General features: G+C 70.9%; 30 protein-coding genes and 1 pseudogene. 6 read left to right on the top strand and 25 right to left on the bottom strand.

The features are described from left to right. Window positions 1-537: tetratricopeptide repeat protein (locus tag ACFWU6_RS14630; RefSeq protein ID WP_383981112.1), on the top strand; the 537-nt coding region annotated here is incomplete at its 5' end. Between the two features lie 172 nt (window positions 538-709). Here the strand turns inward: ACFWU6_RS14630 and ACFWU6_RS14635 are convergent. Continuing rightward, window positions 710-1,045 carry a hypothetical protein gene (locus ACFWU6_RS14635; RefSeq protein ID WP_383981114.1) on the bottom strand — a complete coding sequence of 112 codons (336 nt, stop codon included), beginning with the start codon at window positions 1,043-1,045 and terminating at the stop codon, window positions 710-712. Between the two features lie 281 nt (window positions 1,046-1,326). On the opposite strand from ACFWU6_RS14635, the gene ACFWU6_RS14640 reads away from it, so the two are divergent. Then, on the top strand, window positions 1,327-1,542 hold the full coding sequence (locus ACFWU6_RS14640; RefSeq protein WP_383981116.1) for a DUF6207 family protein: 216 nt from the start codon (window positions 1,327-1,329) through the stop codon (window positions 1,540-1,542). A 64-nt stretch (window positions 1,543-1,606) separates the two neighbouring features. On the opposite strand, the gene ACFWU6_RS14645 is transcribed toward ACFWU6_RS14640, so the two are convergent. After that, window positions 1,607-2,086: a hypothetical protein gene (locus ACFWU6_RS14645; protein ID WP_383981118.1), complete on the bottom strand. Its 480-nt coding sequence runs from the start codon at window positions 2,084-2,086 to the stop codon at window positions 1,607-1,609. A 394-nt stretch (window positions 2,087-2,480) separates the two neighbouring features. Next, entirely contained in the window at window positions 2,481-3,692 is a 1,212-nt protein-coding gene (locus ACFWU6_RS14650) for a hypothetical protein (protein WP_383981120.1), read from the bottom strand. Window positions 3,693-4,198: 506 nt separating this feature from the next. On the opposite strand from ACFWU6_RS14650, the gene ACFWU6_RS14655 reads away from it, so the two are divergent. After that, window positions 4,199-4,675 (top strand): hypothetical protein, encoded by a 477-nt coding sequence (locus ACFWU6_RS14655; protein WP_383981122.1) that lies wholly within the window; start codon window positions 4,199-4,201, stop codon window positions 4,673-4,675. A 732-nt stretch (window positions 4,676-5,407) separates the two neighbouring features. On the opposite strand, the pseudogene ACFWU6_RS14660 reads toward ACFWU6_RS14655, so the two are convergent. Further along, window positions 5,408-5,659: pseudogene (locus tag ACFWU6_RS14660) on the bottom strand (hypothetical protein); the annotation flags it as partial. 52 nt (window positions 5,660-5,711) lie between these two features. Here ACFWU6_RS14660 and ACFWU6_RS14665 point away from each other — a divergent pair. Next, a complete protein-coding gene (locus ACFWU6_RS14665; protein ID WP_383805103.1) occupies window positions 5,712-6,860 on the top strand; it encodes a ParA family protein in 1,149 nt (382 codons plus the stop codon). Further along, window positions 6,857-7,843, top strand: a complete 987-nt coding sequence (locus tag ACFWU6_RS14670; protein ID WP_383981123.1) for a ParB/RepB/Spo0J family partition protein — start codon at window positions 6,857-6,859, stop codon at window positions 7,841-7,843. The genes ACFWU6_RS14665 and ACFWU6_RS14670 overlap by 4 nt, the downstream gene beginning before the upstream one ends. A 335-nt stretch (window positions 7,844-8,178) precedes the next feature. On the opposite strand, the gene ACFWU6_RS14675 is transcribed toward ACFWU6_RS14670, so the two are convergent. The 10 genes from ACFWU6_RS14675 to ACFWU6_RS14720 form a co-directional block, all read right to left on the bottom strand. Further along, window positions 8,179-8,448 carry a hypothetical protein gene (locus ACFWU6_RS14675; RefSeq protein ID WP_383981125.1) on the bottom strand — a complete coding sequence of 90 codons (270 nt, stop codon included), beginning with the start codon at window positions 8,446-8,448 and terminating at the stop codon, window positions 8,179-8,181. Continuing rightward, window positions 8,445-8,939 carry a nucleoside 2-deoxyribosyltransferase domain-containing protein gene (locus ACFWU6_RS14680; protein WP_383981244.1) on the bottom strand — a complete coding sequence of 165 codons (495 nt, stop codon included), beginning with the start codon at window positions 8,937-8,939 and terminating at the stop codon, window positions 8,445-8,447. Before ACFWU6_RS14680 ends, ACFWU6_RS14675 begins: the two co-directional genes overlap by 4 nt. 8 nt (window positions 8,940-8,947) lie before the next feature. Then, window positions 8,948-9,481, bottom strand: a complete 534-nt coding sequence (locus ACFWU6_RS14685) for an HIT family protein (protein ID WP_383981127.1) — start codon at window positions 9,479-9,481, stop codon at window positions 8,948-8,950. 50 nt (window positions 9,482-9,531) lie between these two features. Then, complete coding sequence (locus ACFWU6_RS14690; RefSeq protein ID WP_383981129.1) at window positions 9,532-9,777, bottom strand: hypothetical protein; 246 nt, start codon at window positions 9,775-9,777, stop codon at window positions 9,532-9,534. A gap of 93 nt (window positions 9,778-9,870) precedes the next feature. Beyond that, window positions 9,871-10,539 carry a GGDEF domain-containing protein gene (locus tag ACFWU6_RS14695; RefSeq protein ID WP_383981131.1) on the bottom strand — a complete coding sequence of 223 codons (669 nt, stop codon included), beginning with the start codon at window positions 10,537-10,539 and terminating at the stop codon, window positions 9,871-9,873. A gap of 159 nt (window positions 10,540-10,698) precedes the next feature. Then, complete coding sequence (locus ACFWU6_RS14700) at window positions 10,699-11,262, bottom strand: hypothetical protein (RefSeq protein WP_383981133.1); 564 nt, start codon at window positions 11,260-11,262, stop codon at window positions 10,699-10,701. Window positions 11,263-11,378: 116 nt separating this feature from the next. Next, window positions 11,379-12,128 (bottom strand): hypothetical protein, encoded by a 750-nt coding sequence (locus ACFWU6_RS14705; protein ID WP_383981135.1) that lies wholly within the window; start codon window positions 12,126-12,128, stop codon window positions 11,379-11,381. A gap of 100 nt (window positions 12,129-12,228) precedes the next feature. Next, window positions 12,229-12,906, bottom strand: coding sequence for a hypothetical protein (locus ACFWU6_RS14710; protein WP_383981137.1), 678 nt, complete (start codon window positions 12,904-12,906; stop codon window positions 12,229-12,231). Between the two features lie 42 nt (window positions 12,907-12,948). Then, on the bottom strand, window positions 12,949-13,299 hold the full coding sequence (locus ACFWU6_RS14715; protein WP_383981138.1) for a hypothetical protein: 351 nt from the start codon (window positions 13,297-13,299) through the stop codon (window positions 12,949-12,951). Further along, entirely contained in the window at window positions 13,296-13,523 is a 228-nt protein-coding gene (locus ACFWU6_RS14720; protein ID WP_383981140.1) for a hypothetical protein, read from the bottom strand. Before ACFWU6_RS14720 ends, ACFWU6_RS14715 begins: the two co-directional genes overlap by 4 nt. A 435-nt stretch (window positions 13,524-13,958) precedes the next feature. Between ACFWU6_RS14720 and ACFWU6_RS14725 the strand changes: the two genes are divergently transcribed. Beyond that, window positions 13,959-14,468, top strand: a complete 510-nt coding sequence (locus ACFWU6_RS14725; RefSeq protein WP_383981142.1) for a hypothetical protein — start codon at window positions 13,959-13,961, stop codon at window positions 14,466-14,468. Between the two features lie 328 nt (window positions 14,469-14,796). On the opposite strand, the gene ACFWU6_RS14730 is transcribed toward ACFWU6_RS14725, so the two are convergent. The 11 genes from ACFWU6_RS14730 to ACFWU6_RS14780 all read right to left on the bottom strand — a co-directional run bounded on the left by ACFWU6_RS14730 (window position 14,797) and on the right by ACFWU6_RS14780 (window position 22,796). Next, window positions 14,797-15,336, bottom strand: coding sequence for a hypothetical protein (locus ACFWU6_RS14730; protein ID WP_383981144.1), 540 nt, complete (start codon window positions 15,334-15,336; stop codon window positions 14,797-14,799). Between the two features lie 211 nt (window positions 15,337-15,547). Next, entirely contained in the window at window positions 15,548-16,273 is a 726-nt protein-coding gene (locus tag ACFWU6_RS14735; RefSeq protein ID WP_383981146.1) for a hypothetical protein, read from the bottom strand. 20 nt (window positions 16,274-16,293) lie between these two features. Next, window positions 16,294-16,530, bottom strand: a complete 237-nt coding sequence (locus ACFWU6_RS14740; protein ID WP_383981148.1) for a hypothetical protein — start codon at window positions 16,528-16,530, stop codon at window positions 16,294-16,296. Between the two features lie 165 nt (window positions 16,531-16,695). After that, window positions 16,696-17,208, bottom strand: a complete 513-nt coding sequence (locus ACFWU6_RS14745; protein WP_383981149.1) for a hypothetical protein — start codon at window positions 17,206-17,208, stop codon at window positions 16,696-16,698. A 14-nt stretch (window positions 17,209-17,222) separates the two neighbouring features. Then, on the bottom strand, window positions 17,223-17,825 hold the full coding sequence (locus ACFWU6_RS14750) for a hypothetical protein (protein WP_383981151.1): 603 nt from the start codon (window positions 17,823-17,825) through the stop codon (window positions 17,223-17,225). A 98-nt stretch (window positions 17,826-17,923) separates the two neighbouring features. Then, window positions 17,924-20,002, bottom strand: a complete 2,079-nt coding sequence (locus ACFWU6_RS14755; RefSeq protein ID WP_383981153.1) for a hypothetical protein — start codon at window positions 20,000-20,002, stop codon at window positions 17,924-17,926. 151 nt (window positions 20,003-20,153) lie between these two features. Further along, a complete protein-coding gene (locus ACFWU6_RS14760) occupies window positions 20,154-20,384 on the bottom strand; it encodes a hypothetical protein (RefSeq protein WP_383981155.1) in 231 nt (76 codons plus the stop codon). Window positions 20,385-20,481: 97 nt separating this feature from the next. After that, a complete protein-coding gene (locus ACFWU6_RS14765) occupies window positions 20,482-20,853 on the bottom strand; it encodes a hypothetical protein (RefSeq protein ID WP_383981156.1) in 372 nt (123 codons plus the stop codon). Window positions 20,854-20,901: 48 nt separating this feature from the next. Then, window positions 20,902-21,801, bottom strand: a complete 900-nt coding sequence (locus ACFWU6_RS14770; protein WP_383981158.1) for a hypothetical protein — start codon at window positions 21,799-21,801, stop codon at window positions 20,902-20,904. Window positions 21,802-21,818: 17 nt separating this feature from the next. Then, window positions 21,819-22,340, bottom strand: coding sequence for a hypothetical protein (locus ACFWU6_RS14775; RefSeq protein ID WP_383981160.1), 522 nt, complete (start codon window positions 22,338-22,340; stop codon window positions 21,819-21,821). 183 nt (window positions 22,341-22,523) lie between these two features. After that, window positions 22,524-22,796, bottom strand: a complete 273-nt coding sequence (locus ACFWU6_RS14780; protein ID WP_383981162.1) for a hypothetical protein — start codon at window positions 22,794-22,796, stop codon at window positions 22,524-22,526. Between the last annotated feature and the right edge of the window lie 80 nt (window positions 22,797-22,876).

The raw sequence follows: 22,876 nt of genomic DNA on the forward strand, positions 1-22,876 counted from the left end.
GGCGCGTACCAGGCGGCGGGGGATCTGGGACGGGCCATCCCGATGTACGAGCGCACCCTCGCCGACCGCGAGCGGGTGCTGGGCGCCGACCACCCCGCCACGCTGACCTCCCGCAACAACCTCGCGTACGCGTACCGGGCGGCGGGAGACCTGGGGCGGGCCATCCCACTCTATGAGCGCACCCTCGCCGACCGCGAGCGGGTGCTGGGCGCCGACCACCCCTACACGCTGACCTCCCGCAACAACCTCGCGGGCGCGTACCGGGCGGCGGGAGACCTGGGGCGGGCCATCCCACTCTATGAGCGCACCCTCGCCGACCGCGAGCGGGTGCTGGGCGCCGACCACCCCGACACGCTGACCTCCCGCAACAACCTCGCGGGCGCGTACCAGGCGGCGGGGGATCTGGGACGGGCCATCCCGATGTACGAGCGCACCCTCGCCGACAGTGAGCGAGTACTCAGCTCCAGCCCTCTGTTGACTGAGGTGGTGAGGGCGAACCTGGAAGCAGCGCGGTCCGCATTGCGGTCCAGAAGCTGACCTTGGTGACGGTACGCGCCCCTTGTAGATGGTCAGCTTCGAGACCCGTGTTCTCCCGCATCCGGTCACAGTGGGCCGTCGTCGGCGAAAACTGGCATACCGAGGTTGACCAGCTGTAGGCCAAAGACGTCCCTGCCCGTGGTGCGCTCCAGTCAGCGGCTCACTCCTTCACCTACGCGGTGGCCGCCACGCTGCGAAGACCGTGCTGGTGATAACAACCTTGTGCATCCGGTGACAGGTAGCGCTGAGCATCCGGTGCGGGGGCGCCGGTCGGCCACCGTCGGTGGTGACAACTATCGCTGCGAGGCACAGCTTCCGGGCCGGCGCCTCGCCACTCCACGAAGTCGGGGTCGGTGAGGTCCACGTCCTCGGCGTTCTCCAGCCCGGCGGCGGCGAGGAAGACCCTGATGTCGGCCGGCCGGTGCGCGACCCCGATGGCGACGCCGTCGTAGCGCACCCGGCGCCAGCCCTGCTCGTCGGGCGGGTAGACGATCAGCTTCGCGGACATGCGCCCAGCCTGTTCCCGTCGCTCCCCACTGGCACCTGGCCGCGCGCGAACGGGTGAGGCAGCAGGTCACGGCCGCCAGCGAAAAGCCACACCGGTGACCTCGGCCCCGGAGTACGTTCGGACGTACGGGGTGCGGCCCTGGCCACCAGGGCCGCGACGGGGGCCGCACCCCGACAGAACGTGCCGACCATGCGACACCCGCGGCTTGAGCCAGGTCCCTCGTGCGGGTGGCCCCGGGGCCGGCGGCGAACCGGCCCGGCTCCAGCACCGTCGCAGAGCTCGTGAACCCGATCGACGAGCAGCACATCGCGGAGCCCGGCCTGGTGGTCCTGGACATCACCGGCGGGGACGAGGACACCGTCCGGGCCGTCATGGCCGCGCTGGAAGAGCGCTGGGCCACATCAGGCATCGTCCCGGTGCGCAGGGATCCCGGCGAGCCCGGTGTTCGGGCCCGGATCTACGCCGACGTCCTGCGCCCGGGACGGGGCGGCCCGTGAGTGGAGCCTGGGCAGGCCCTTCGTGAAGGGCTTGCCCAGGGTCGGCTAAGGCTTGCCCGGACGCTCAGGCGTCTTCGTCCTTCACCCCCCACACGGGATACGCCCGCCCGGTGCCATGGCAGTGGCGGCACGATCCGTCGCCGCCGGAGGAGCCGTGCGCGTTGATGTTGTCGACGGCATCGCGCAGGAGCCGGGCGAGGCCGTCGACGTGACCGGCGTGGAGGTCGAGCTGGTGGCGCTTGCCGACCATGATCTCCAGCGCGGTCCCGGGCGTGGCTGTGCCCAGTTCGTAGGTGATGTCGCGGGTGACCGTCGTGATCAGTTTGTGGAGCCGGCTCATCGTCTCCCCGCCGGACAGCTCCACTCGCGTGGTGAAGGCGATGTCGTCGGGCTGGGTGAGGGAGAGGAATGCGTCGGGGCGGTCGAGGGGTACGAGTCGGCCGACGGGCTCGCCGTGGGCTCCGTGGAGGGAGGCGAGGGCATGCCACATGTCTCCCGGGAGGCTCGGCACGAGCCCGGCGTAGGACTGCTTGTTTCGTCTCATGGCTCCGGTGTACGGCTGGCGAGGCGGCCTCGGCCGGCTCCGGGCCATCGCGTCCCAGACCATGCGGCCACGACTTTGGGAGGCGTCCCGTCCTGCGGCCCAAACGCTGGGCAAGCCCTCCGAGCCGAGGGCTTGCCCAGCGGGCCCGTGACCGGTCAGCGGGCCGCGGTGGGACCGATCCGGCTCCCGCGATCGGTCAAAGGGCACGTCAGCGCCGTGACCGGTCCGTGCAACTCCCCCGCGCCGGTGACCGGTCACCGGTCACTGGGTCAGCAGCCTGGCCGGGACGCCGGGGTCTGACGGTGACCGATGGCGCCGCCCGTCCCGCTCCGGCGGCGGTGGGCAAGCCGGTGCGCGGGGTGGCTTGCCCAGGCTCCCCTTGGGCTTGCCCGGGTCAGGTCCGCCGGCGGAACCAGCCGCGGCCCCGGTCCGGCTCGGGACCGTCCTCCGGCTCCGGCGGCGCGGCGGCCTGGAGGCGGGCGGCTTCGGCGGCGGCCTCCTGGCGGGCGATGTCGTCGGCGCGGCACGGGCCGCACACGGACTTGTCTCCGGCCCGTACGGCGGTGCGGTGCACGGTGATCTCCTCCCAGCGTTCGTCGGTGAACTTCCGCCCACACCGCGTGCACACCGGGCGCTCCGCCTCCCGCTGCGCTGCGCGGCGCTGCTGGTCCGCCGCTTCGGCGCGGGCCTCCTGGGCGCGGTAGAGGTCGTGGCCGTCGGGGTTGTCGAGCGCGGCCGTCAACGTCTGCTCCCGGGTTCGTCCCAGCCGCCGCCACACCGCCGCACCGGCGCCGTGCTCCTGGAGCTGTTCCAGGGTGGTGACGACGACGGGCACCGCCTGGCGGTAGTCCCGCGCGGTGATGGCCTTCTCGTAGAGGGAGTCGTACCGGCGCGGCGCCCAGTAGCGGCGGCCGGCCTCCTTCAGCGCGGCAACCGCGTTGTCGACCTTCGCCTCGGTGGTGTCCGCGAACACGAACGCCACCGGGACCAGGCCCTCCCGGCCGGTCGGCGGGTAGAACCTGCGCCACAGCCGCTTGTCGTGGTCGACGTGCTCGATCGCGTCCGGCCGCGAACGGACCAGGTCCACGGTGCGCCTGGCCGCGTCCTTCGGCAGCAGCCGGCCCCACTCCCAGTACCGCTGCAGCTTGACGACCAGGTCGTGCGCGTCCTCGCTGCGGCGGTCGATCTCCAGCAGCAGCACCGGCACCCCGGCCTCCGGCGCCCGCACCACCAGGTCCGCCCGCTGCACGTAGCCACCTGCGAGCCGGTGCCCGATCTCCGTCTGGAAGCCGAGCCGGTGGCCGATCCCGGCACGGTGGAGTTCGGCGGCCGTCGAGGTGACCGCCGCGGCGTGGTCGTCGTAGCTGGCACCGAGCAGCTTCCCGGTCACCGGGTCGTACTTCTTCTCGCGCAGCGCCGAGACCCGTATGCCCTTCGGCTCCAGCAGCTGCTTCGCCTCACCGTGTCCGCGCTTGGTCAGCACCCACACCTGCCGCTGGTCGTCCCTCACCAGTTCGATCCTCACCAGGTGGTGGTCCTCCAGATCCAGGAGGTTGTCCCGTACGAGCTTGTCGTGCTTGTTGCCCGGACGGGTCAGCTTCCACAACTGGTCGGGCGTAGCCCTCTGGAAGATCCCCAGTGCTTGCAGCAGCTCCCGGCGTCGAGGCTCGGTCGAAGTCCTCCGGTGCTCAGGACGCCTTGCTGCATCTACATGAGAGTTGTCGGCGCTGCGACGACCCCCTGTCCGCCGGGTCTGACCTGCGGAAACGCCCGATCCTTGGCGGTGGGGCGCGGAGGGGGTGATGGAGGGGTCCACGGAGGGGGTCTCTTCGGCCTGGTCAAGGGGCTGTTCGGGCTCGTCTGCGGTGCTCGCCACAGGGTGCTCCTGGAGGGTGGGCGGGCCTATCCCGCCATTCACTCTCTACAGGTCCGGTTCTGGGCCTTCGTGTGACGCCGGCCTTCAAGAACTTCTCCGCTGTGACCGCATCGTGATCAACCGCAGGGGGAGGATTCTCCCCCCTCGGCGGCCGGGCTCTGTCCACAGGATCCCCATTGAAGGCTCCTCTTGAGGCCGCCGCGATCAGCGGGGCGACCCGCACATGAGGAGCTGTCATGCCCGAGAACACCGTCACCACTCCGCTCGCCCCCATGACCCCGCACGCGGTGATGAGCGCCTTCAACTACCTCCGGGCGATCGAAGCCGACGACACACAGGCCGCTGCCGAGTTCGCCGATGCCGAGCCGCAGATGGCCGCGCTGCTCGTGCAGGTCGCGGAACGCGTCGTCATCCCGGTCACCACCCTGGCGGACCAGGAGCAGGAGGACGTGCCGTGCGACGACTCGTTCGCGCTGTTCGAGCTGGGGCTCTGCTTCCTGGCCACCCTGCGGTCCTGGCACGAGCAGGCCGGCACCGACGCGGCTGCGGGCATCGCTCTCGCCGTCATCCGTTTCGCCACGCAGATCCTCACCGAGAACCACGAGGACGTGGCCGACATCCTGCGCCAGCTCAATGCCGTCGCCCTGGGCCAGGCGATGGAGGCCCACCCCTCGCCGTCCGGTGCGCACCCGGTGCGCTTCACCATCGTGTAGGGCGCACCACCCGATGCCGGTGGTGCGCATCGTGCGCGCCACCGGCGGGAGGTGCGGTGCCCGATGCGCACCGTGGACTGCACCGAGTGCACCCGGTGCGCGCACTTCTCCGGCGGTGCGGTGCTTCGTGCGCACCGTGCATCGCGCCGCGGGCATCCAGTGCGCGCGGCACGTCCCCTTTAGCTGTCCCGCAGGCGGGGCGGATCCCTCTATCACAGACCCCCTTGACCACGACCTGATCGGCGGCCGAGACCGCCTCTGTCCAGGGGAAACGCTCCGGCAGCCCATCTGGTCAAGGGGTAGCGTGCGGCCCCCCTCAGAGGTGGTCAAGGGGTCTCCGGCCGCCCGGGTCCAACCCGGACAAGGGGTGGGCGATCCGCGGCTCGGACCTGGACAAGGGGTGGGCGACCGACCGGTGCGCGCGATCCCGACGGTGCGCTTCACGGGCGGTGCGGAGCATCGGATGCCCGACATCGTGGTGCACCGTGAGTGCCGGACATCGTGATGCGCACGGTGCGGTGCGGAACATTGAGTGCCCGGCATCGTCAGTAAGCCGCGCACCAGAAAGCGCGCACCGAGTGCGGTGCGGAACATCGTGGTGCGCACGCGAGTGGGCCCCGCCAGTGGGCACCACTCGGTGGAGTCCACCCGATGCTCCGCATCCGATGCCGGACATCGTCCACCGGATGCTGAACATCGTGGGTTCCACTCGGTGGGCGATGCCCGGCATCGTCACCACAGCCAGGCGGTGGAGTGCCGCACCCGGGACATAGCGCGGGCATCGCGGCGCGCGGCCGCGTTGCCAATCCGGCTCTGCCGGGAGCGGGACCGGCGTGACTGCCCGGCGGCGAGGCGGCGCTTCCCGGCGTCCTGGAGCCGCCGTCGCTGCTTGTGCAGTTCCACCTTCTCCGCCGCCTTCGACTTGTGCTTTCGGGGCCGTTTCCAGATGGGCTGCCACCCCAGGTCCTCGTCGAGCGCGGGCTCTTGGAGGCGTCGCTTCCGTCATCACGGCTCAAACCTAGTAATGTTCGCCCACATGAGCATCCCAACCCAGAGTGGCGGGCGAGAGAAACTAATCACCTCGCTCACTCCTCAGCTGCGCAGACTCTTGAAGATCCGAGCCTTCGAGCACGGCATGGACATCCAGGACGCCACCGAGCACGCGATCAAGGCGTGGTATCTGGCCTCTGATCTGCCCGAGGTCGACACGGCCAAAGCCAAGACCTGGGGAACCTTCCTGCCGCCCGGGGAGCCGGAGAACTTCAAGTCGGTCTGCGGAGAGCGAGGGGTCACCTACATCCAGGGCCTCGCCCAGGCCGTGACGCTGTGGCTGGAGCACCACCCCTCCCCCACAGCTCCCCTTCACGCGCAGCCGGTGGCCCGGGTGATAGTCGCCAATCAGAAGGGCGGCGTGGGTAAGACGTTCATCTCGTCCGGGATGGCTCAGGCCCTGGCCGAGTCCGGAAAGCGCGTCCTCCTCGTCGACTACGACCCTCAGGGTCACCTCACAGCCGAACTTGGCTTCGAGGATGTGATGTACGAGGACGACGTCGAGACGCTCCTCATGCACATGGAGGGCAGCGCGAAGGGCGATATCCGCGAGCTGCTCGTCGCCTTGGACCAAAAGCGGTTTGGTGAGCGGCTCCATCTGCTGCCAGCTTCGGACGACGCCTTCCTCCGCGACGTGTCCCTCTCAAAGGTCTCGTTCAGCGAGGCTGCTCTGGAGCGCGCTCTGGAGCCGCTGGAGGAGGACTACGACGTCATCATCATCGACGGCCCGCCGAGCTTGGGTCTGAACATGGACACAGCTCTCTACTACGTGCGACGCCGAGACGGGGAGCTCGCCGACCGGTCCGGCTTGATCACTCCGGTCTGGGCGAACAAAGCCTCCCACAGGGCCTTCAAGCTCCTGAGGGCCCAGAAGGAAGACCTCTGCCGTAAGGGCCGGATCCAAATCGACTACCTCGGTCTCGTCGTCAACGCCTACGACAGTCGGCGCGGCAAGCTCGTCAAGGAGAACAAGGACCAGTGGGAGAGGAGCACTTCCCCGGCGGTCCTCGCCGTCATCGGTGACCTCAAGGAAGGCCGGGAAGCGGCAGACGGGGAGATCCCGCTGCTCGAGTACGCCCCCGACAGCGAACACGCCCAGGCAATGCGCGATCTTGCGAAGGAGCTCGCCGTATGACCACCTCCCCCCAGCGAGTCACCCGCGGCTTCGACATCAACGAGGACGGCACGGAGAGTAAGCCGTCCCCGCGGCGTGTGCGGACCCGACAGCAGATCATGGCCGGGGAAGGGAAGCGGCCGCCAGCAGCGGTGGCGTTGTCCGTTCTCGCGCACAACCCGTTTAACCCGCGTGAAGAGCTCACCGACATCGAGGAGACTGCGGAGTCTCTGCGGGAACGGGGCCAGCTCCAGCCCATCGCTGTGGTCCGCACTGCCGCGTTCCTCGCGATTCACGCCGACCAGGCCGCGACCATCGGTGATGCCGAGTACGTAGTCATCGACGGAAATCGGCGCCTGGCTGCGGCTCATCGGGCCGGACTCGACGAACTCCGGATCGACGTCAACGACGCTCTGGCCACCAGTGCCGAGGACATCCTTGAGTCCGCTCTGATCGCGAACATCCACCGCGTGGACGTGCCGGCCTTGGACCAGGCCCGGTCCATCCAGGGGCTCGTCGCGAAGCACGGGTCGCAGGGAAAGGTGGCCCGGCGCCTGCAGAAGTCGGAGGCATGGGTGTCCCAGCGCCTTGCTCTCCTGGAGCTTCCTGCTGACCTGCAAAAAAAGGTCGAGTCCGGTGCTCTGCCGGTGAAGCACGCTCGCCGAATCGGGCGTCTTCCGGCGGAGCAGCAGCACGAGGAGGCCGAGAAGGCCCTTAACCCGGTTAAGGCTCCGCGCAAGCCTCGCGGAAGTTCAGCGCCCGCAGAGCAGCCGAGGGCCGTGGACAACTCCTCTGGGGAAGAGGGACTCTCCGTCCCTTCCCAGGCAACCGGTAGCCCCGCATGTGCTACACCCACCCTTAACCCGGTTAAGGGTGAAGGACCGGGCACCGGCGGCCCGGACCTGCCGTGGAACGACCCGGGCTGGTTCAATCGGCATCTCCGGGAGCACATGTCTGCGCAGCATCGGGACGAGCTCGTAGAGCTCCTCATGGCCGACGACTAGGACGACCCTTAACCCGGTTAAGGGTCTCTCTCGGTCCTCGTACCTGCTCCGACCCTTAACCCGGTTAAGGGTCGGAGCACTCCGGAAACGCGAAAAGGCCCGGCTTCCTGCAGTGATCGCAGGGAGCCGGGCCTTCGTGTGTTCATGGGTAAGACAGTAGGAGAGGCTTGTTGTGCCGGGCTACATGAGGCTCAGGCGTCCGGCGAGGTTCGGAGCAGTGGCCGCGATCTGTTCCAGGAGCCGCAGCTTGGGGTGCCATAGGCCCTGGGCGCCGGTCGCGGGTATCGGCTCGGGTAGCGCGAAGAGGTTGGTCAGCTGCCAGTGGTAGTGATCCCTCAGGGACCAGGGGTGCAGGGCCCATCGTCCATGTGAATGTCGGCGAGGTCGGCGACGGCGACGACGGCGCCCTTCACCAGCTGGTGGCCGGCGGGCAGGGTCTGGGTGACGAGCGGCAGGGTGAGGGCTGCGCGGTCGATGGCTTGTCCGGCGTGGATGAGGAGGGTGCCTCGCCAGTTGGTGCGCCAGACGCGGTTCTCGGTGCGCTTGCCGTTGTCGAGGGCAATGCAGTCGGACCAGGGAGACCGGATGGTGAGGGCTCGGATCACGGGCGCGGAGCCTTCCTCATGACGAGGGTGAGCGCGGCTGCCACGGTGTCGTCCAGGGTTTCGCGCATCGGTACCCCGTGGTGGCGCGCGACGTAGATCAGGTAGCGGTTGCGCTCGGGGTTGGGGCAATTGGGCGGGCAGCCGAGCACGACCCGGCCGGTGGTGACATCGAGGCCGAACTCCACGTTTGTGGTGAAGCCCGGGAGTGTCTCCAGGTCTCGGGGGATCCAGAACAGGATCGCGTCGGCGGCGGCGCGGGCTGCGGTCTCCCAGCCGACCTGGTCGTCGTAGTGCTTGGCGCGGACGCCGCCGCGCGACTCCGGGGTGAGCACGGTCAGCGGTTGCTCGCCGGTCCACCGGGCGGTGAGCTCCTCGATGGCGGCGGGCCGCCACGAGGCGATGTCGCCGCCAGCGCGCGGGGTCGGTCCGGCGAGGAAGACGCTCGGCCCCGAGGCGGGGATCGGCTCGCGGGCGTAGACAAGGGTGAGCATCGAGTCAGTCACTGTCCGGCCTCCTGGGCCTCCTGGGCTTCCTGAGCACGGACGTACTCGGCGACCGATCGCGCGGTGCCGCCTTCCAGAGCCTCGCGGACGTAGTCGGTGTCCATCTGGCTGCCCGCGTCCTCGACCCGGTCCCAGAGCACGCTGAGCTTGGCGTGGGCCGCATCCCGCTCGGCGCGCAGCCGGTCCCTGTCGGACTGACTGGTCCAGGGGAGCGGGAGTCCGTCGCCGTCGGCACGGGGCACCACATGGACATGCAGGTGGTACTGGGTTTGCGTTCCGTAGGTGCCCTTGGACGTGATGATGTTCGCGTGCTCGTGCTCGGCCATCAGCTCGGCCGCGCGGCGCATCACGATCGCGGTCACCGCGGGGCCCTCTCCCGCGTCCTGGACGTGGACGCGGGGCAGGACCAGGACGTGCTCGGGGTGAACCCCGCCGGACCGGGGGCGGATCGCGATGGCGTCGTCCCACTCTCGCACGACAGCGGCCGGAGCGGTGCCGGCGGCGATGGAACAGAAGGCGCAGTGAGCCATATCGGGACTCCTTGGTCCGGTCAACGGGTCGGTGACGGCCGCAGCAGAGGTCACAGGATGGCCTGCTGGGCGGTGGGGCGGGTGAGGGCGCAGCCGATGGTGGTCAGGAGGATCTGGAGCGCTGCGCCGGGGTGGGTGTATTCGGAGGTGGCGGGCAGTCCACAGGACCAGCAGTCGGCCTCGGCGCCGTTCCAGGTGACGGAGCAGCGGGCGCACAGATGGTCGTGGTGGGCCTGGATGCCGATGGCGCGGATGGCGGTTGCGGCGGTACGGCGGGCCGTGGCGGTGTGGCTCATTGCGCGGGGTCTCCGGTTCGTTTGGGTGACGGGGTGTGCCGGATCCAGGGGTGGCCGCACGGGTGCGGCCACCCCTGGGCGCATGCGAGGGGTTCAGGCGGCGAGGGACTGAGGTCCGGTGCCGGGCCGGCCGAGGCGGCGGCCGTTGACGGTCGGCGTGGCGGCGTGCGCGGGGGTGGCGAGCCGGTAGTGGCCGGTGCGCTCACGCTTGTGCTCGTACATCGCGGCGTCCGCGCCCCTCAGCAGCTGAGGCAGGTCGCGGGTGTGGAGGTCGCTGGGGCTGGCGGCGCCAATGGAAACGCCGACGTCGACGAGGACGCTGTCGATGCGGACCGGCTGGTGCAGCGCGCGGTGGAGCTGGGCGAGGCGCGCTCCGCGGCGGTGGACCGGGGAGCGCACTGCCGCGGCGAGCTCGTCGCCGTGCAGGCGCGCGGCCACGCCCCGGGGGCCAGCCCACTGGGCCAGGCGCGCTCCGAGCTCGGCGAGAACCCGGTCGCCCGCGGCATGTCCGTAACGGTCGTTGAGGGCCTTGAAATCGACGACGTCGAGGAAGACGACGAGGGCGTGGTCTCCGTGGCGGGCCACGAGCTGGGTGGCAGCGCGGGTGTAGCCGTCGCGGGCCAGGAGTCCGGTGAGGGGGTCGCGGCGGGCGGCGGCAAGGCGGCGCCGCATGACGACCCCGTCGGCGATCCACAGGGTGGTCGGCACGGCCGCTGCGACGGCTATGGCGAGGGGCTGCGGGGCGGGAAGACGTAAGGCCATGATGGTCAGGTGCTCCTTCTCGTCTTGATGCGGGAGGGACGTACGGGCCCGGGACAGCCGGTATTGGACGGACACCCATGCGGCTGTCCCGGGGCGCATCAGGCGCTGGTCCTGCGGTGTGGTCTCGGTGCTGGCGTGTACCTCGGTGAGGCATGGGCCCTAGAAGGGCGGCTCGGTGCTGTCGTGCCGGGGGTCGAGGTAGCTGGAGCGGCGGATCCTCAGCCGGTAGTCGCAGGGGACCGGGGCGCCGGGCTCGGTGTCGAGTTCGTCGAGCAGCACGATGAGGGCGTCTTCGTCGACGAGTTCGACGTCGGTGTAGGCGCCGCAGTCGCAGGGGGCGATCAGGGTGAGGACGTGGAGGAGGTCGCCGTCCTCGTTCTGCTCGTCGTGGCGGCGGGTGTAGTGGAGCCACCAGCCCCGGGAGCCGTCGGTGGAGCCGAGGTAGGTGACGGCGGAGGCCGGCAGGCCGTTGTCGGTGAGCGGCGGGTGTCCGGTCCAGGACATGACGGGGACGACCTGGTCGAGGGTGTCGGAGAACGACATCGTGAGGACCGAGTCGGCGAGCAGGACGGCGGCCATCGCGAACTGGGCGTCGCGTTCGGCCGCACGCTCGGAGAGGTCGAAGTCCTTCACCCGCTGGTGCAGGGCGGTGATGGGGGCGGGCTCGGCGAGGTCGGCGGCGCGGTCGTGCCGGGGGGCCGGGGCGAGCTGGAGAACGGTCACGGGGTTTCTCCTTGTCGGTGCCGAAGGGCCGGGCGGACTGTCCGGTCCTCCGCACCGTCCCGGCCCCAGCGCGGGGTCGGGACGGCACGGGGAGCCGTCAGGGCACGAGCAGGGTGCTACGCGTCGGCGCGGAGCGGGCTGCCGGGCTCGAGGTGGATGCCGCGCAGGGTGTCCAGGAGGTACGGGGTGAGCCGGTCTTCGAGGAGGACGGCCTCGGCGAGGTGCGCGGCGCGGCGGCAGGCGAAGTGGATCACCGCCCGGTCCGCGCCGGTGGAGGCGGCGGCGCGGGTGGCCTTGTCGATGGCGATCTTCCGGACGGTGGCCAGGGCCTCGCTTCGACGTGCACGGTCCGCGGCCTGGGCGGCCGTGGCTTCGGCGCGCATGCCGCTGGCGGTGGTCTCGGTGTTGCACAGGCGCCAGTCCTCGTAGCGCTCCTTCGTGCCGTCGGGGTCGGCGCTCCAGTCCTGCGCCCAGCCGCAGGCGAGGGCTGGCAGCTCGGTCCAGGAGTCGAGGACCTTCTGGCCGAGGGGGCCGAAGACGTGCCAGGCGTCGGTCTCTTCCACCACGCGCAGGGCGTGGGTCATGCGCTGGTAGGGGTAGTACCGGTCGCCGGTCCCGGTTTCACCGACCGGCTCGACGATGAACAGCCGCACGGGCCAGCGCCACAGTCCGTGCAGCGATTCCCCGGGCTGGGTGACGATCGTGAAGAAGGAGTCGTTGTCGAACCAGCGCTTGCCGGGGGCGGGGTGGCGGGTGATGCCGTCCGCGTCGGCGGCGAGCAGGTCGAGCGGCGCCCGGCCGCTGGCGACGGTCGGAATGGTGCCGTCGGGGAGCGTGGCCACGTAGTAGGTGGGCGTCTTCGTCATGGCAGAGCCTTCCGGTGGGATGGGTGATCTGTCGGGCCGGGCTGTCCGGTCCTCCGCACCGCCCCGGCCCCACCAGGGGTCGGGACAGCACGGGGAGCCGTCAGCCGCGAGTGTCGGGAGCCGCGGTGTGGGGGCCGGCCACCGCGTCCACTTCCTCGGCGGTCAGCGGCTCGGCCCAGGTCTGCGGGGGCCCGGCCTCAAACTGGTCCATGAGGTCGACCAGGTGCGCGGCGCTGAGGACGACGTGGCTGCCCGCGACGGTCTCGAACGTGTACTGCTGCTCCCAGCCGAGGGAGTGATCGGTGCCGAGCTCGCGGTGGGAGGGCTGGAAGCGCAGGTACTGGCCGCTGCCGAGGTAGTAGATGGCGGTGCCGTCCTCATAGCCGGACCGGCGGGACCGCTCCCTCATCTCGGTGAGGTCGCCCATCGCCCAGTGGAACGCGGCGTTGGCCTCGGCCTCGGCGGCCGCCGCCAGCGCGGCCTGGGCACGCGGTCCTTCGCCGTGCTGGGGCTCGGGCAACCGCGGGGCCGGCCGGTGCAGGTCGCGGCGTACCGGTGCGGCAGCAGCGGTAAGGAGGGAGTCGGTGACCAGCGCGGCCGTCAGGCCGGTGATGATCCCGGCACCGATCCGGGCACTCCGGGGGAGCGCTCCGGCCTGGTGGTGGGTCCAGCAGCCGAGGGCCGCGCCTGCGGCGACTCCGCCGACAGTGGTGACGCTGTCAATCAGGCCCGTGCGCAGGGCGCGGACGGCGTGCTCCAACGGGCTGTGGTCGGTCATGGGGTGTGCTCCCTTGAAAGTGAGGACGGGCTGGCAGACGAGTCAGAGCTGTGCGAGGAGCTGGCGCAGGGCGTGCGCCATGACGCCGACGGCGTCGGTGAGGTCGCCGCAGGACAGCCAGTGGCCGAGGTCGCGGTGTCCGGCCGGGTCGGCGGTGTAGAAGCCGGTCGGGGTGAAGGGCCGCTCGTCGGTCCATCCGGCCTGCAGGGTGATCCGGTTGGTGGCCGGGTCGGGGTCGGCCCCGATCCAGCGGCCGGCCCGGTAGTTGGTGAGGATCACGGCCGGGGCGCCGTCGTCCATGGACGGGATCCAGGCCAGGCCGAGGCGCTGGCGCAGGGCGCCGCCGAGGCGCTCCACCGGATCCGGGATCAGCTGGTTGTCCTGGTGGGTCACGACGCCTCCGCGAGCAGGTCGTCGGAACCGATCTCGGTGCGGGGGCCGCAGTGGGTGCAGATCAGGTCCTCGTCGTTGTCGAGGGCGCCGCGGTACGCCTTGTAGAGGTCGCCGGCGTTGTAGACGGGCGTCCAGGCCGGGCCCGGGCAGTCGTCCTCGGGGCAGGCCAGCAGGACGTCGAAGCCGAAGTCGCCCTCGCCGTCGACGTCCTGGCGGAAGGCCACGGAGTCGAGCCCCCGCTCGGGGCCACCGTCCGCGCGGGACGCCGCACCTGGCAACGCGAGGAGACGGGCTGGACCGCCATGGACCGGTACCGCGGAGGCCAGCTGAACTGGCTTCAGATCCACCGCCGGTTCGGTCCGCACAACATCGAAGTCGCCAATGGGTAACACCGTGATCTGTCGCAGCCGAGGTTGAACGGCGGACCGTGCGACTGACAGCTTCTGGCCCAGCTGGTCCCGATGGACTGGCACTGACTGGAAGAAGGATCGTGTGTCCAAGCGGTGGCGGCCTGGGCAACGAGAGCGCCTCGCCGTTGGACCAGATCCGTTCCTCCGACACTCATCCCGCACGGGATCGTTGGGTGAGGTATGCACCCCGACCCCGACTCGGCCCCTCAGATCATCCGAGTTCCGGCCCCAACCGACCCCGGTGACGCGATGCACGTTGCCGGGCGTCTGGCCTCGGGCGAACCTGCCTGCGACGACGCGGGAACCGCCCGTGATTTGGCCCGCCAGGCGTACGCTGCATGGACCCAGGGTGACCGTACTGCCGCCCGCGCCTTGGCTGATGTGGCCCGCGTCTATGCCTGCCTCGCCGAACGAGCGGACCACACAGCCGCACGCCTGCACCTGGCCACCGCCCAGCTAAGGGCGGATGCCGCACATGCCGAGGCTGCCGCTGAGGCCGCCGACGACTATGCCCGGCTCACCCCGCGTCAGCGCTCGGCACGCCGTGTGGCCCGCATGCTGCTAGCCACGCAACCGAACATGCCAGTCGACAACATCGATCACGAGGCTGTGCCGCTGACCATGGTCATGGAGCGGCTAGACGTCGGGCAAACGACCGCCAGCGAGATCCGCAAGGAGGCCATGGCGCTGCTGTTGTCCGGCTATAACCACGAGGACGCCAGCGTCGATGCGACCTATGAACCTGCGGGTAAGCGTTGATCAACTACAGAACCCGCTGAAGGAAAACCCTGCTTCGGCGATGGGAAGGGGCAGCGGGCTACCCGACCGGCTGGAGATCAATTGAAGCCGGGGCGGCGCCGGCTGGCCCCTGACCTTCACGGCGAGAGACCACACCGGGCGCCGTACGGATCCCGTATGGCGCCCCTCGCGTTTCCATTGGAAACGCCGCCGGGTCGCTTCGGCCGGTGTCGAAGACACCGGCCCGAAGCCTCAGGGGTGGAGGGGTGCTTGCACCGGAGGACGGGCACGGAGCCGTCGCCGGGGTCGTACGTGTCGAGGTCAGCCAGGTCTTCGGCTTGGTCGGCCATCACCTGTTCCAGGGATCGGCCAGCGGCGGCGTCATCTGCGCCTGCCCGGTCGGCTGGGCTGTGGTGTCGACCCGTTCACCGTTCGCTGCGGCCTCGTCGGCGTCGGCCAACCGCTGGAGCACCGCCCGGACCGTGACGTCCGCGTCGAGCGTGACGGCGTCCAGCAGCGGCCGGTGCAGCGCCTCGTATCCGGCTGCGTGGCCCGTGTGGTACCGGCAGAACTCGTCGAGGACCTCCCCGCACGCGGGGCAGGATTCCCAGTCGGCTTCGTACGGCTCGATCTCTACCCGGTGCTCCGGGCTGGATGGTGAGAGTGCGAGCGCGGCCTCGGGGCGGCCGACGCCGAGCTGCCGTAGGGACCAGTCCTCGGGAAGCTCCCGGACTTTCAGGCCGAGCGCGGCCGCGATGGCGGGCTGGTGCTCGACGAGCCTGAGCCACAGGTCGTCGGCGGTGGCCACGGGGTCGTGCAGCGTCACGAGGGGAGTGGCTCCAAGGCTTCGGCTGTGCTGCGCAGCAGGGAAGCCGTCGTTGGACTCCATGTGGGCTGGCTCCTTGTGGGTGTCGGTGTCGTGCAGGGGTTGTTCGCAGGCCGGGCGGCCTGTCCGGTCCTCGGCACCCGTGGGGCGGCCGAGGACCGGGCGGGTCGTCGGGTCAGGAGTCAGTGCGTGCGGCGGGTCTGGCGGAGCCGAGCGGCCCGCTCCCGCGCCGGTGTGGGCGGGGGCGGACAGCAGACGTCAGAGGGCGGGGCGGTCAGTCGTCGGCGGATTGCAGTGCGCGGCCGTTGATCTCGACGCGCTTGACGACGGGCTCCGGTACGTGGACGTGTGCGTCGACGGTGACCGGGGTCGGTTGGACGTTGTTGTAGACGTGGACGAAGGTGGTGGACCGGAGCGTGAGGCCGCGCAGGGCGATCGTGGAGGCCGCGGTCCAGGCGAGGACGGTGAGGGCCGCGGCGACGGCGCGGCCGGAGGCCGGGGAGGCCGTCCAGACCATGGCGGTGGTAGCACCGCCCCAGGCCGTCCAGGTGAGGCGGGCGCCGGCGGCCCGGGCCCAGCCGCTGAGGATGAAGGAGCCCACGCCGAACAGCTGCCAGGCCCCGTACATGGTGGTGGCCGTGGTGGGGAGGCCCGTGGTGTGAGCGGCGATGAAGTCGCGGACGGGCTGGTGGAGGGTGGCAATGAGGCCGGTTCCCAGGGAGTTCCATTCCCAGCTGGACCAGGCGGCGATCACGGCTGCGCCGAGCCCCCACACGAGGAATCCGGCGGCCAGGACGACGATGGTCTTGATCCAGGTGGCCATGCCGCGCCAGCCCTCGTCTGGGGCTTCCAGGACCTCCGTGAAGCGGTCGGCGGCGGCTTCGGCCAGCCAGGTCGCGAAGCGGCGCCAGGCGGGCGGGGCGGCAGCGGGCGCCGCCGGCTCGTCGTCGAGCTTGTCGTGATGGGGCTTGCGCGGGAAGGGGACGGTGTTGTTGGTCATGGTGCTGCCTCCGGTGATGTTCAGCGGGCGGGGGTCGGGTGGCGCAGGGGCTGAACCGAGGCGTCGGGTCCAGGCACGGCCGGGCCGGTGTAGGCGGGCTGGGACTCAGGTACGGCGGCGTGGCCGTTGAAGTTCGCGCACAGCTGCCATCCGGCCCACAGGCCGAAGGCCAGGCACACCCGGTGCCGGTTCGCTTTCCACCAGGTCGGCGGAGCGGGCTCGGTGATGACTCCTATGACGCGTGTGTCTTTCGCCATGCAGCGGCTCTCCCCAGATACGAGTCGGTGGTGTGGGTGCGCAGCCCCGGTGTCGGGGGTCGCGGTGAATGCGGCTTGGTCGCCGGTGTTCGGCCGGTCGGCCTGTCCGGTCTCCGGGCCGCCCGCTTGCGTGCGGGCGGGCCGGGGACCAGGCGGGTGGACCGGTCAGAGGGCCGGGGCTGGGGCGGTGGTGGGGGGCAGGTCGGCGAGGAGCCGGTCGGCCAGGTGGAGGGCGGCGTCGGTGTGGCCGGCGGTGTACGCGGCTTCCTTGACCGGGGTGTCGGGGCCGGTGGCCGCGGTCTGGAGGGCCTGCTGGGCGAGGTGCGGCAGGACGGCGGCGATGACGTGGACCGCGAGGGTCTGCGGCCCGGCACCTTCCTGCAGGGCGCCTGCGGCGGCGGTCGCGGCGTCCTCGAGGAGCTGCTCGGGGAGCGCGTCGGCCAGCAGGCACATGCCGCACATCGAGCCGTCGTGACCGTCCGGGGCGGTGTAGAGGTGGCCGTGGCAGAAGTAGCCGCCGCAGGCGTGCTCGGTGCCGCCGGGCATCTCGCCGCAGAGGTAGGCGAGCCCGCGGTCGATCCGCTCGGTGCAGCCGGTGCGCTCGCACTCGGCCTCGACGCCGTACCCGGCCTCGATCATCAGGCCGTTGCGGCGGATCTCGTAGAAGGCGTTACCCATGGTGTGCTCCCTGCTCAGCTGTTGAAGGTGTTGTTGATGGAGCCACGCGAGAAGACGCCGCGGTTCACCACGCTCTGGTGGATGTGGGTGTCTCCGACGCGCTGCGCCCCGCGGGCACCGGGGACCGATCCGCCGCCCCCGCGGGTGCGCAGGGCGTTGCGGAGGGCGGCGACGGCGACCATGACGGTCGCGCCGATCGCGGCGGCGCTGTAGAGGACGGTGGAGACATACGGCAGGGCGGGGGCGGCCAGGTTGAGGCCGAGGCCGATGAGGGCGCAGGTCCCGCCGGTGGACAGGGTGATCGCGGCGTAGCGCTTCACCCAGGCCGGGACGGCCGGCTCTTGCTGGGCGGCAAACAGCTGCGCCGGATAGGGGTACTGGGGCGGCGGCGCGGTGTGGAAGTGCTGCACGACGGCGGTCTGCTGGTGCTGTGCCGGGGCCGGTTCGTAGGGGAGGTCGCCGGTGCGGATGAGGGAGTCGCGGACGGCGGCCTGGTAGAGCTCCTCGGGCGTGTAGCCGTTGAAGCGGGGGTGCAGCGGCCGCAGAGGGGCGACCGGGACGGGGACGGGTGCGGGGCCGACGTTCTGGTCGGCCTGGAGGTAGGTCTCGTAACTCATCAGGGACTCCAGAAGCGGCATCGCGTATGACGGTTGGCGGGTGCCGGGCCCCGCGACCCGGATCGGGTGGCGGGGCCCGGTGGAGAGACGGGCCGGGGTCAGGCCGCCTCGGCGACCGCCCACATGCCGTGGCCCATGTCCGCGACCTCGCCCTTCTTCACGGCGCGGGTCAGGGTGGAGGACACGGTGGACAGCGGGATGTTCAGCCGGTCCGCGATCAGACCGGTGGTGGTGACGCCCTGCGAGGCGACGAACTTGAGGATCTGCGCCTTCTTCGTGCCGGTGACGGGCTTGGACTCGGCCTGGACCATCGCGGCCAGGTCGTCGACCGGGGCCTGGCGCTGCTGAAGGACCAGCGGCGCCCGGCTGTTCTCGTTGCCCTCCTCGTTGTCGTCGGTGACGCCCGGTACGGGCGGCTCCTGGCCGGTGCGGCGCAGGGCCAGGCGGTCACGCCACTCGGTGTAGAGCGGGCCGATGGCCTCGCCGGCGCCCGGGGTGAGTTCGGCGACCGCTTCGGTCTTCTTCGCCCAGCGGGTGGCGATCTCCTTGGGCTCGGGGGCCCAGCCTCGGAAGATGGCCGCGCGTTCCTGGACGCCCTTCATGTAGCCCAGGCCGGAGGTGGGGACGCCGACCTCGTCGTCCCACACCGACGGGATGTCGTTGGGGTCGGCGGGCAGGTTGATGACGTACCCGGCGGAGCGCTCCGTGGTGCGCAGGGCGATGTTGTTCCCGGCGGTCAGCGGCTGGCGGAGCTTGGCGCTGCCCAGGGACTCCAGCGTCGGCAGGTGCGTGCCGAGGCGGAGCTTGATGCCGCACTTGCGGCCCAGGATCGCGATGCGGACGGCGAGTTCGATGGCCTCGGCGCCGTAGGCGCCCCACACGTCCTGCCACTCGTCGATCGTGACGGCGAGTAGCGGGTCCTCGCCGGGTTCCCAGTCCGTCTCGCCGTACATGGTGTCGCCGTCGGCGTCGACCCAGGTGGACAGCGCCGAGTTCTTGGAGCGGCGATCCAGCTCGGTGTTGGCGGCGATGAGCATGCCCATGCACTCGTCGGGGCCGCAGGCGAAGTAGTCCAGGTAGTCCTGCCAGAACCCGAAGCTCTTGCCGTACTGGGGGTCGCCGCCCCAGGAGACGACGAGCCCGGACTGCTTCTCGATGGCGAACAGGGATCGGAAGATCGCGGACTTTCCGGCGCCGGTGGAGCCAGAGATGTGGGAGTGGACCGCGCCCCAGCCGGGTCGCCACATCTGGTACATCGCCGGGGTGCCGTCGATGTACCAGCCGATGGTGGCGATGCCGGTCTTCTTGTCCAGGACGTGTGGTCCGGGGAAGACGGGGACCTTCTTGAGCGGGTTTCGGCGGTAGACCTGCAGGCGGGCCAGGGCCGCGTTCCCGGACGGGTCGTTCTCCACCGACACCGACGTCGGGGACAGACCGTACGCGCCGGCGATCCGGACCACCGCCGCCTTGGCGTCGGCGCTGGTGTGGCGGACCGGGTCCAGGGCGATGGTGCCCTGCCAGGCTCCTTCGACGTCCATGTCGGCGACGTCGACAAGCTCGGCGCCGGGCAGGGCTCCTCTGGAGGAGCCGACCGTGCCCAGCCAGCGGGCCACACGGTCCTCCAGGCCGGTGGGGATCTCCTCCTCGGTGGGGCGGATCCGGCGCCGGTACCACCACGGGATCGCCACCGAGGGCAGCCAGCCCAGCCACCACACCCCGGCCATCCCCGGCTCGAACGGCCCGGCGTCCAGGCTCGGCATGAGCGTAGTCAGCACAGCGGCCGAGCCGACCGCCCCGCCCGAGCGCATCAGTTCATCGCGGCACAGCGGTCTTCCGGGCGGGGTGGGCAGGGCGTGGTGGCGGTTGAGGAACTGGGTGGCCGTGTGGTCCCAGCCTTCCTTGGTCCGCCACTTCGTCCAGGCGTAGTAGGCGGCCGCGGCGACGGTGTCGGTGGCCAGGGCGCCGGCCACGCCGTAGGGGGCGGCGGTGAGGGCCTGGCCGTAGGCGGCCAGGGCGACGGATCCGTACAGGGGGGTGAGGTGACGCCGGTTGCGCCAGCCCCACCGGCGCACGGCGTGGAATGCCCGTGCAGCGGTGGAGGCGTCGGCGTCGACCGTCGTCTCGGGCTCCGTGGCCAGGACGGCACGCTCGGATGCGGGGGAGCGGGTGGCGGACAACTCGGGAAACCTCCGGGAGAAGGCACGGCAGGGCCGGCCTCCCCACTGGAGGCCGGCCCGGGAAGGGCCGTGTGGGGAGAGCGAAGGGCGGGGCTTCCCCGGCGGCCGGGGCGTGCCCCGCCGACAGCAGGGGGTGTGGTGGAGCGGGTGGCTATCCGGCGGCGGGCGGCTCGTACGACGCGGCGAGCTCCCCGGTGGTGGGGTACTGCCAGAACCGGGGCAGGCGGCTGGGCCGGTTGGGGACCACGCCGTTCTTGCGGCCGGCGGTCGCGATGCGGCGGGCCATGTCGGCCGCCTCACCGGGCAGCGTGGCCATCTCGTCGATGACGAGGACCAGCGGCTCGGGGTCGGTCGGGCGGGGGGCTCGGGTGAGCGGGTTCATCGGGGACCTCTCTTCCGTGTCAGGGGGGTGCCTGTGGGCACACGGCCGGAGCCCAGCCCCGTCCGGACGGGGTGGGGGCTGGGCTTCGACCGTGCGGTCACAGGCCGATGTAGGCCGTCCGGTTGGCCGGGGCGACGGGCGCGGAGTTCACTGCGGAGTGGATCCCGCCGTGGTTGCGGCGGACCGTGTTCGCGGCGTCCTTCGCTCCCGTGCTCAGGTCGTTGGCCGCGACCGCGGCCGCGCCCGCGGCGCGGGCCTGCCCGACGAAGTTCCCCGCGATCTCGCTGACGTCGTTCTTCGTGCTGTCGTCGAATTCCAGCTCGGTGAGCCGGTCGACGACTGCGTGGGCCTCGATGGCCTTCGCGTTGATCCGGCGACGGCGGTGCTCAGCGGTCTCGGCCTCGGCGGTGGTGGCGTCCAGCAGACGGGCGATGACGCCCAGCATCTGCCGGTAGGTGATCTCTGCCATGACGATGTTGCCTCTCTGATTTGGAAACTGCGGTGGGCGGCGGCGGGATCAGTCGATGTAGGTCGTCGACTCCGCCATCTCCTCGGGCGCCGCGGCCGCGGCCTCGTTGATGCCGCCGTGGCGGGCCAGGACGTTCTGCCCCGTGACCGAGGAGTTCGCGGCGGCCTCCGCGCTGTTGCTCGCGTCCGCCTCGCGGGCAGCCTTCAGCCGGCCGAGCTGGTCGCGCAGCGCGGCGAGCTTCCCCAGCACCTGGTTGTCGTACTTGGCGGCCACGGCCTGGTTGTAGGTCGCCTCGACCTTCGCTTCCAGGTCAGCGATCCGCTTGACGGCGGCGACGGCGTCGTCCCGCTCGCGGTTGGCGAACGCAAGCGTGCCCTCCAGCCAGATCACGAGGGTGTCGACGTTGCGGACTTCGACGGCTCCGGGGGTCGTCACAGTGCTGCTCCCAGGGGTATACGAGGACGGCCCGGCGGATGCCGGGCCGTTGGTGGGCGGGTGTGAGGGGGGCGGGGGGATCAGGCCCCCGTTGTTCGGATCGGCGGTGCCGGGTGGTGCGGCGGGGCCGATGGTGCCGTCGGGTCGGACGACGCCCGCGCCGTCGGCGGGGGTCAGCGGGGGCTGGCCGTTGGCGGGCGGCGGGATCGCGCCGCCGTTCTCGCGGGCTTCCCTGGCGAGCCGGTTCTTCTCACGCTGGGCCTTCACGACGTCGCGGGCTTCGGGGTAGGCGTCCTTCCAGCCGTTCTTGAAGCCGGAGCCGAAGGTGTACAGGGCGGTGCCCGCAGTGATGACTCCGGCGGCCACGTTGGTGCCCACGCCGGCCTTGTCCCCGTTCTTCTTCGGGGACAGCTTCTCCTTGGTGTTCTCGTGGGAGTCCTTCACGTTCTGGGTGCCGCCGGCCAGGCCGCGGCCGACGAGGTAGGCGATGACGAGGACGGTGAGCGGATCCATCTGTGTCGGCCCCCGTCTCAGTTCATGCCGAAGAGCGTGGCGACGATCCCGCCGACGGTGGTGGAGATGAACCCGATCGCGGCGGCCGCTCCGGCTCCGACGGTGCCGGGGATCGCGACAACCGCGAACGGGGCGGCGGCGGCGATGCCCAGGGTGCGGGGCTCGGACTTGTCGTCGCGGATGTCGCGGATCAGGATCACGATCAGGGCGCCGGACACGAGCCAGCCCAGGCCGACACCGATCCACTCGGTGAGCAGGACGCCGATCTGCTCGTTGCACCAGGAGATCCCAGTGTTGATCCACTCACCGAGCTTCGTACCGACGAACCCGAGGCCGCCAGCGATCCACAGCCCGACGTGCAGGCGCGGCATTTCCAGCTTCGACAGGAGCTTGCCGCCCGAACGGCCGCCGCCCCCGCCCTTCCCGTGGTGCTTGCCGCCGCCCCCGCCGCCCTTGCGGGCGACGACCTGAAGCGCGACCGACAAGGCGATGCACGTGGCGCCGACACCGGCGCCCATCACCGCGTCCACTGCTGCCATTTCTTTTCCCCTCCTGGGTTCCGTTTCCATTGGAAACGGCTCGTGTGAAGTCGATGCGGCCACCGGTTGCCGATTACGGAAGGTGGCCTGTACTCTCGCGCGCGCCCGCGCGCCCGCCTACGCGTTGGGGGTCCGGGTGCGGACCCGCGCCTGCGAAATACGCACTGCGAATTACGCAATCAGTCACTGCTTGTGACGACTGTTCAGCCCTTGGCCGAGCTGCCGCAGGACTACGGCGAGGGCCTTCCACTCCTCGTCCCGGCGGTGCTCGGGGAGGGCCCCGATGACCGATCGGACGATGTTGAACTCGGCCTCCGCGACGCCCTTGATGCCGCGTGTCGCGCCCTCTCGGCGCAGCTGCTGGCGGTAGTTCTCGGTGCGCTGCGCCCTGGTCTCGCTGCGCTTCTGGTCACGCTTGCGCCGCCAGGTCGGGCGGTCTGCGCTGGTGCTGCTCACGTGCCGGTTTCTCCTCCCTGACGGGGGTTGGGGTGACAGGGTTGGTGCCGGCGCTTCGGCGCCTTCACCGTGTCCCCGAG

Source organism: Streptomyces sp. NPDC058674, assembly GCF_042716505.1.
Taxonomy (GTDB): Bacteria; Actinomycetota; Actinomycetes; order Streptomycetales; family Streptomycetaceae; genus Streptomyces.

What these genes read in the sequence shown, in the direction of transcription:
- ACFWU6_RS14670 (WP_383981123.1), top strand. Translation starts at nt 6,857, where the DNA reads ATGACCACCTCCCCCCAGCGAGTCACCCGCGGCTTCGACATCAACGAG.
- ACFWU6_RS14765 (WP_383981156.1), bottom strand. Translation starts at nt 20,853, where the DNA reads ATGGCAGAGATCACCTACCGGCAGATGCTGGGCGTCATCGCCCGTCTG.
- ACFWU6_RS14745 (WP_383981149.1), bottom strand. Translation starts at nt 17,208, where the DNA reads ATGGGTAACGCCTTCTACGAGATCCGCCGCAACGGCCTGATGATCGAG.
- ACFWU6_RS14735 (WP_383981146.1), bottom strand. Translation starts at nt 16,273, where the DNA reads ATGACCAACAACACCGTCCCCTTCCCGCGCAAGCCCCATCACGACAAG.
- ACFWU6_RS14750 (WP_383981151.1), bottom strand. Translation starts at nt 17,825, where the DNA reads ATGAGTTACGAGACCTACCTCCAGGCCGACCAGAACGTCGGCCCCGCA.
- ACFWU6_RS14645 (WP_383981118.1), bottom strand. Translation starts at nt 2,086, where the DNA reads ATGAGACGAAACAAGCAGTCCTACGCCGGGCTCGTGCCGAGCCTCCCG.
- ACFWU6_RS14635 (WP_383981114.1), bottom strand. Translation starts at nt 1,045, where the DNA reads ATGTCCGCGAAGCTGATCGTCTACCCGCCCGACGAGCAGGGCTGGCGC.
- ACFWU6_RS14775 (WP_383981160.1), bottom strand. Translation starts at nt 22,340, where the DNA reads ATGGCAGCAGTGGACGCGGTGATGGGCGCCGGTGTCGGCGCCACGTGC.
- ACFWU6_RS14705 (WP_383981135.1), bottom strand. Translation starts at nt 12,128, where the DNA reads ATGACGAAGACGCCCACCTACTACGTGGCCACGCTCCCCGACGGCACC.
- ACFWU6_RS14665 (WP_383805103.1), top strand. Translation starts at nt 5,712, where the DNA reads ATGAGCATCCCAACCCAGAGTGGCGGGCGAGAGAAACTAATCACCTCG.
- ACFWU6_RS14655 (WP_383981122.1), top strand. Translation starts at nt 4,199, where the DNA reads ATGCCCGAGAACACCGTCACCACTCCGCTCGCCCCCATGACCCCGCAC.
- ACFWU6_RS14725 (WP_383981142.1), top strand. Translation starts at nt 13,959, where the DNA reads ATGCACGTTGCCGGGCGTCTGGCCTCGGGCGAACCTGCCTGCGACGAC.
- ACFWU6_RS14690 (WP_383981129.1), bottom strand. Translation starts at nt 9,777, where the DNA reads ATGAGCCACACCGCCACGGCCCGCCGTACCGCCGCAACCGCCATCCGC.
- ACFWU6_RS14695 (WP_383981131.1), bottom strand. Translation starts at nt 10,539, where the DNA reads ATGGCCTTACGTCTTCCCGCCCCGCAGCCCCTCGCCATAGCCGTCGCA.
- ACFWU6_RS14770 (WP_383981158.1), bottom strand. Translation starts at nt 21,801, where the DNA reads ATGGATCCGCTCACCGTCCTCGTCATCGCCTACCTCGTCGGCCGCGGC.
- ACFWU6_RS14760 (WP_383981155.1), bottom strand. Translation starts at nt 20,384, where the DNA reads ATGAACCCGCTCACCCGAGCCCCCCGCCCGACCGACCCCGAGCCGCTG.
- ACFWU6_RS14730 (WP_383981144.1), bottom strand. Translation starts at nt 15,336, where the DNA reads ATGGAGTCCAACGACGGCTTCCCTGCTGCGCAGCACAGCCGAAGCCTT.
- ACFWU6_RS14680 (WP_383981244.1), bottom strand. Translation starts at nt 8,939, where the DNA reads ATGCTCACCCTTGTCTACGCCCGCGAGCCGATCCCCGCCTCGGGGCCG.
- ACFWU6_RS14685 (WP_383981127.1), bottom strand. Translation starts at nt 9,481, where the DNA reads ATGGCTCACTGCGCCTTCTGTTCCATCGCCGCCGGCACCGCTCCGGCC.
- ACFWU6_RS14740 (WP_383981148.1), bottom strand. Translation starts at nt 16,530, where the DNA reads ATGGCGAAAGACACACGCGTCATAGGAGTCATCACCGAGCCCGCTCCG.
- ACFWU6_RS14710 (WP_383981137.1), bottom strand. Translation starts at nt 12,906, where the DNA reads ATGACCGACCACAGCCCGTTGGAGCACGCCGTCCGCGCCCTGCGCACG.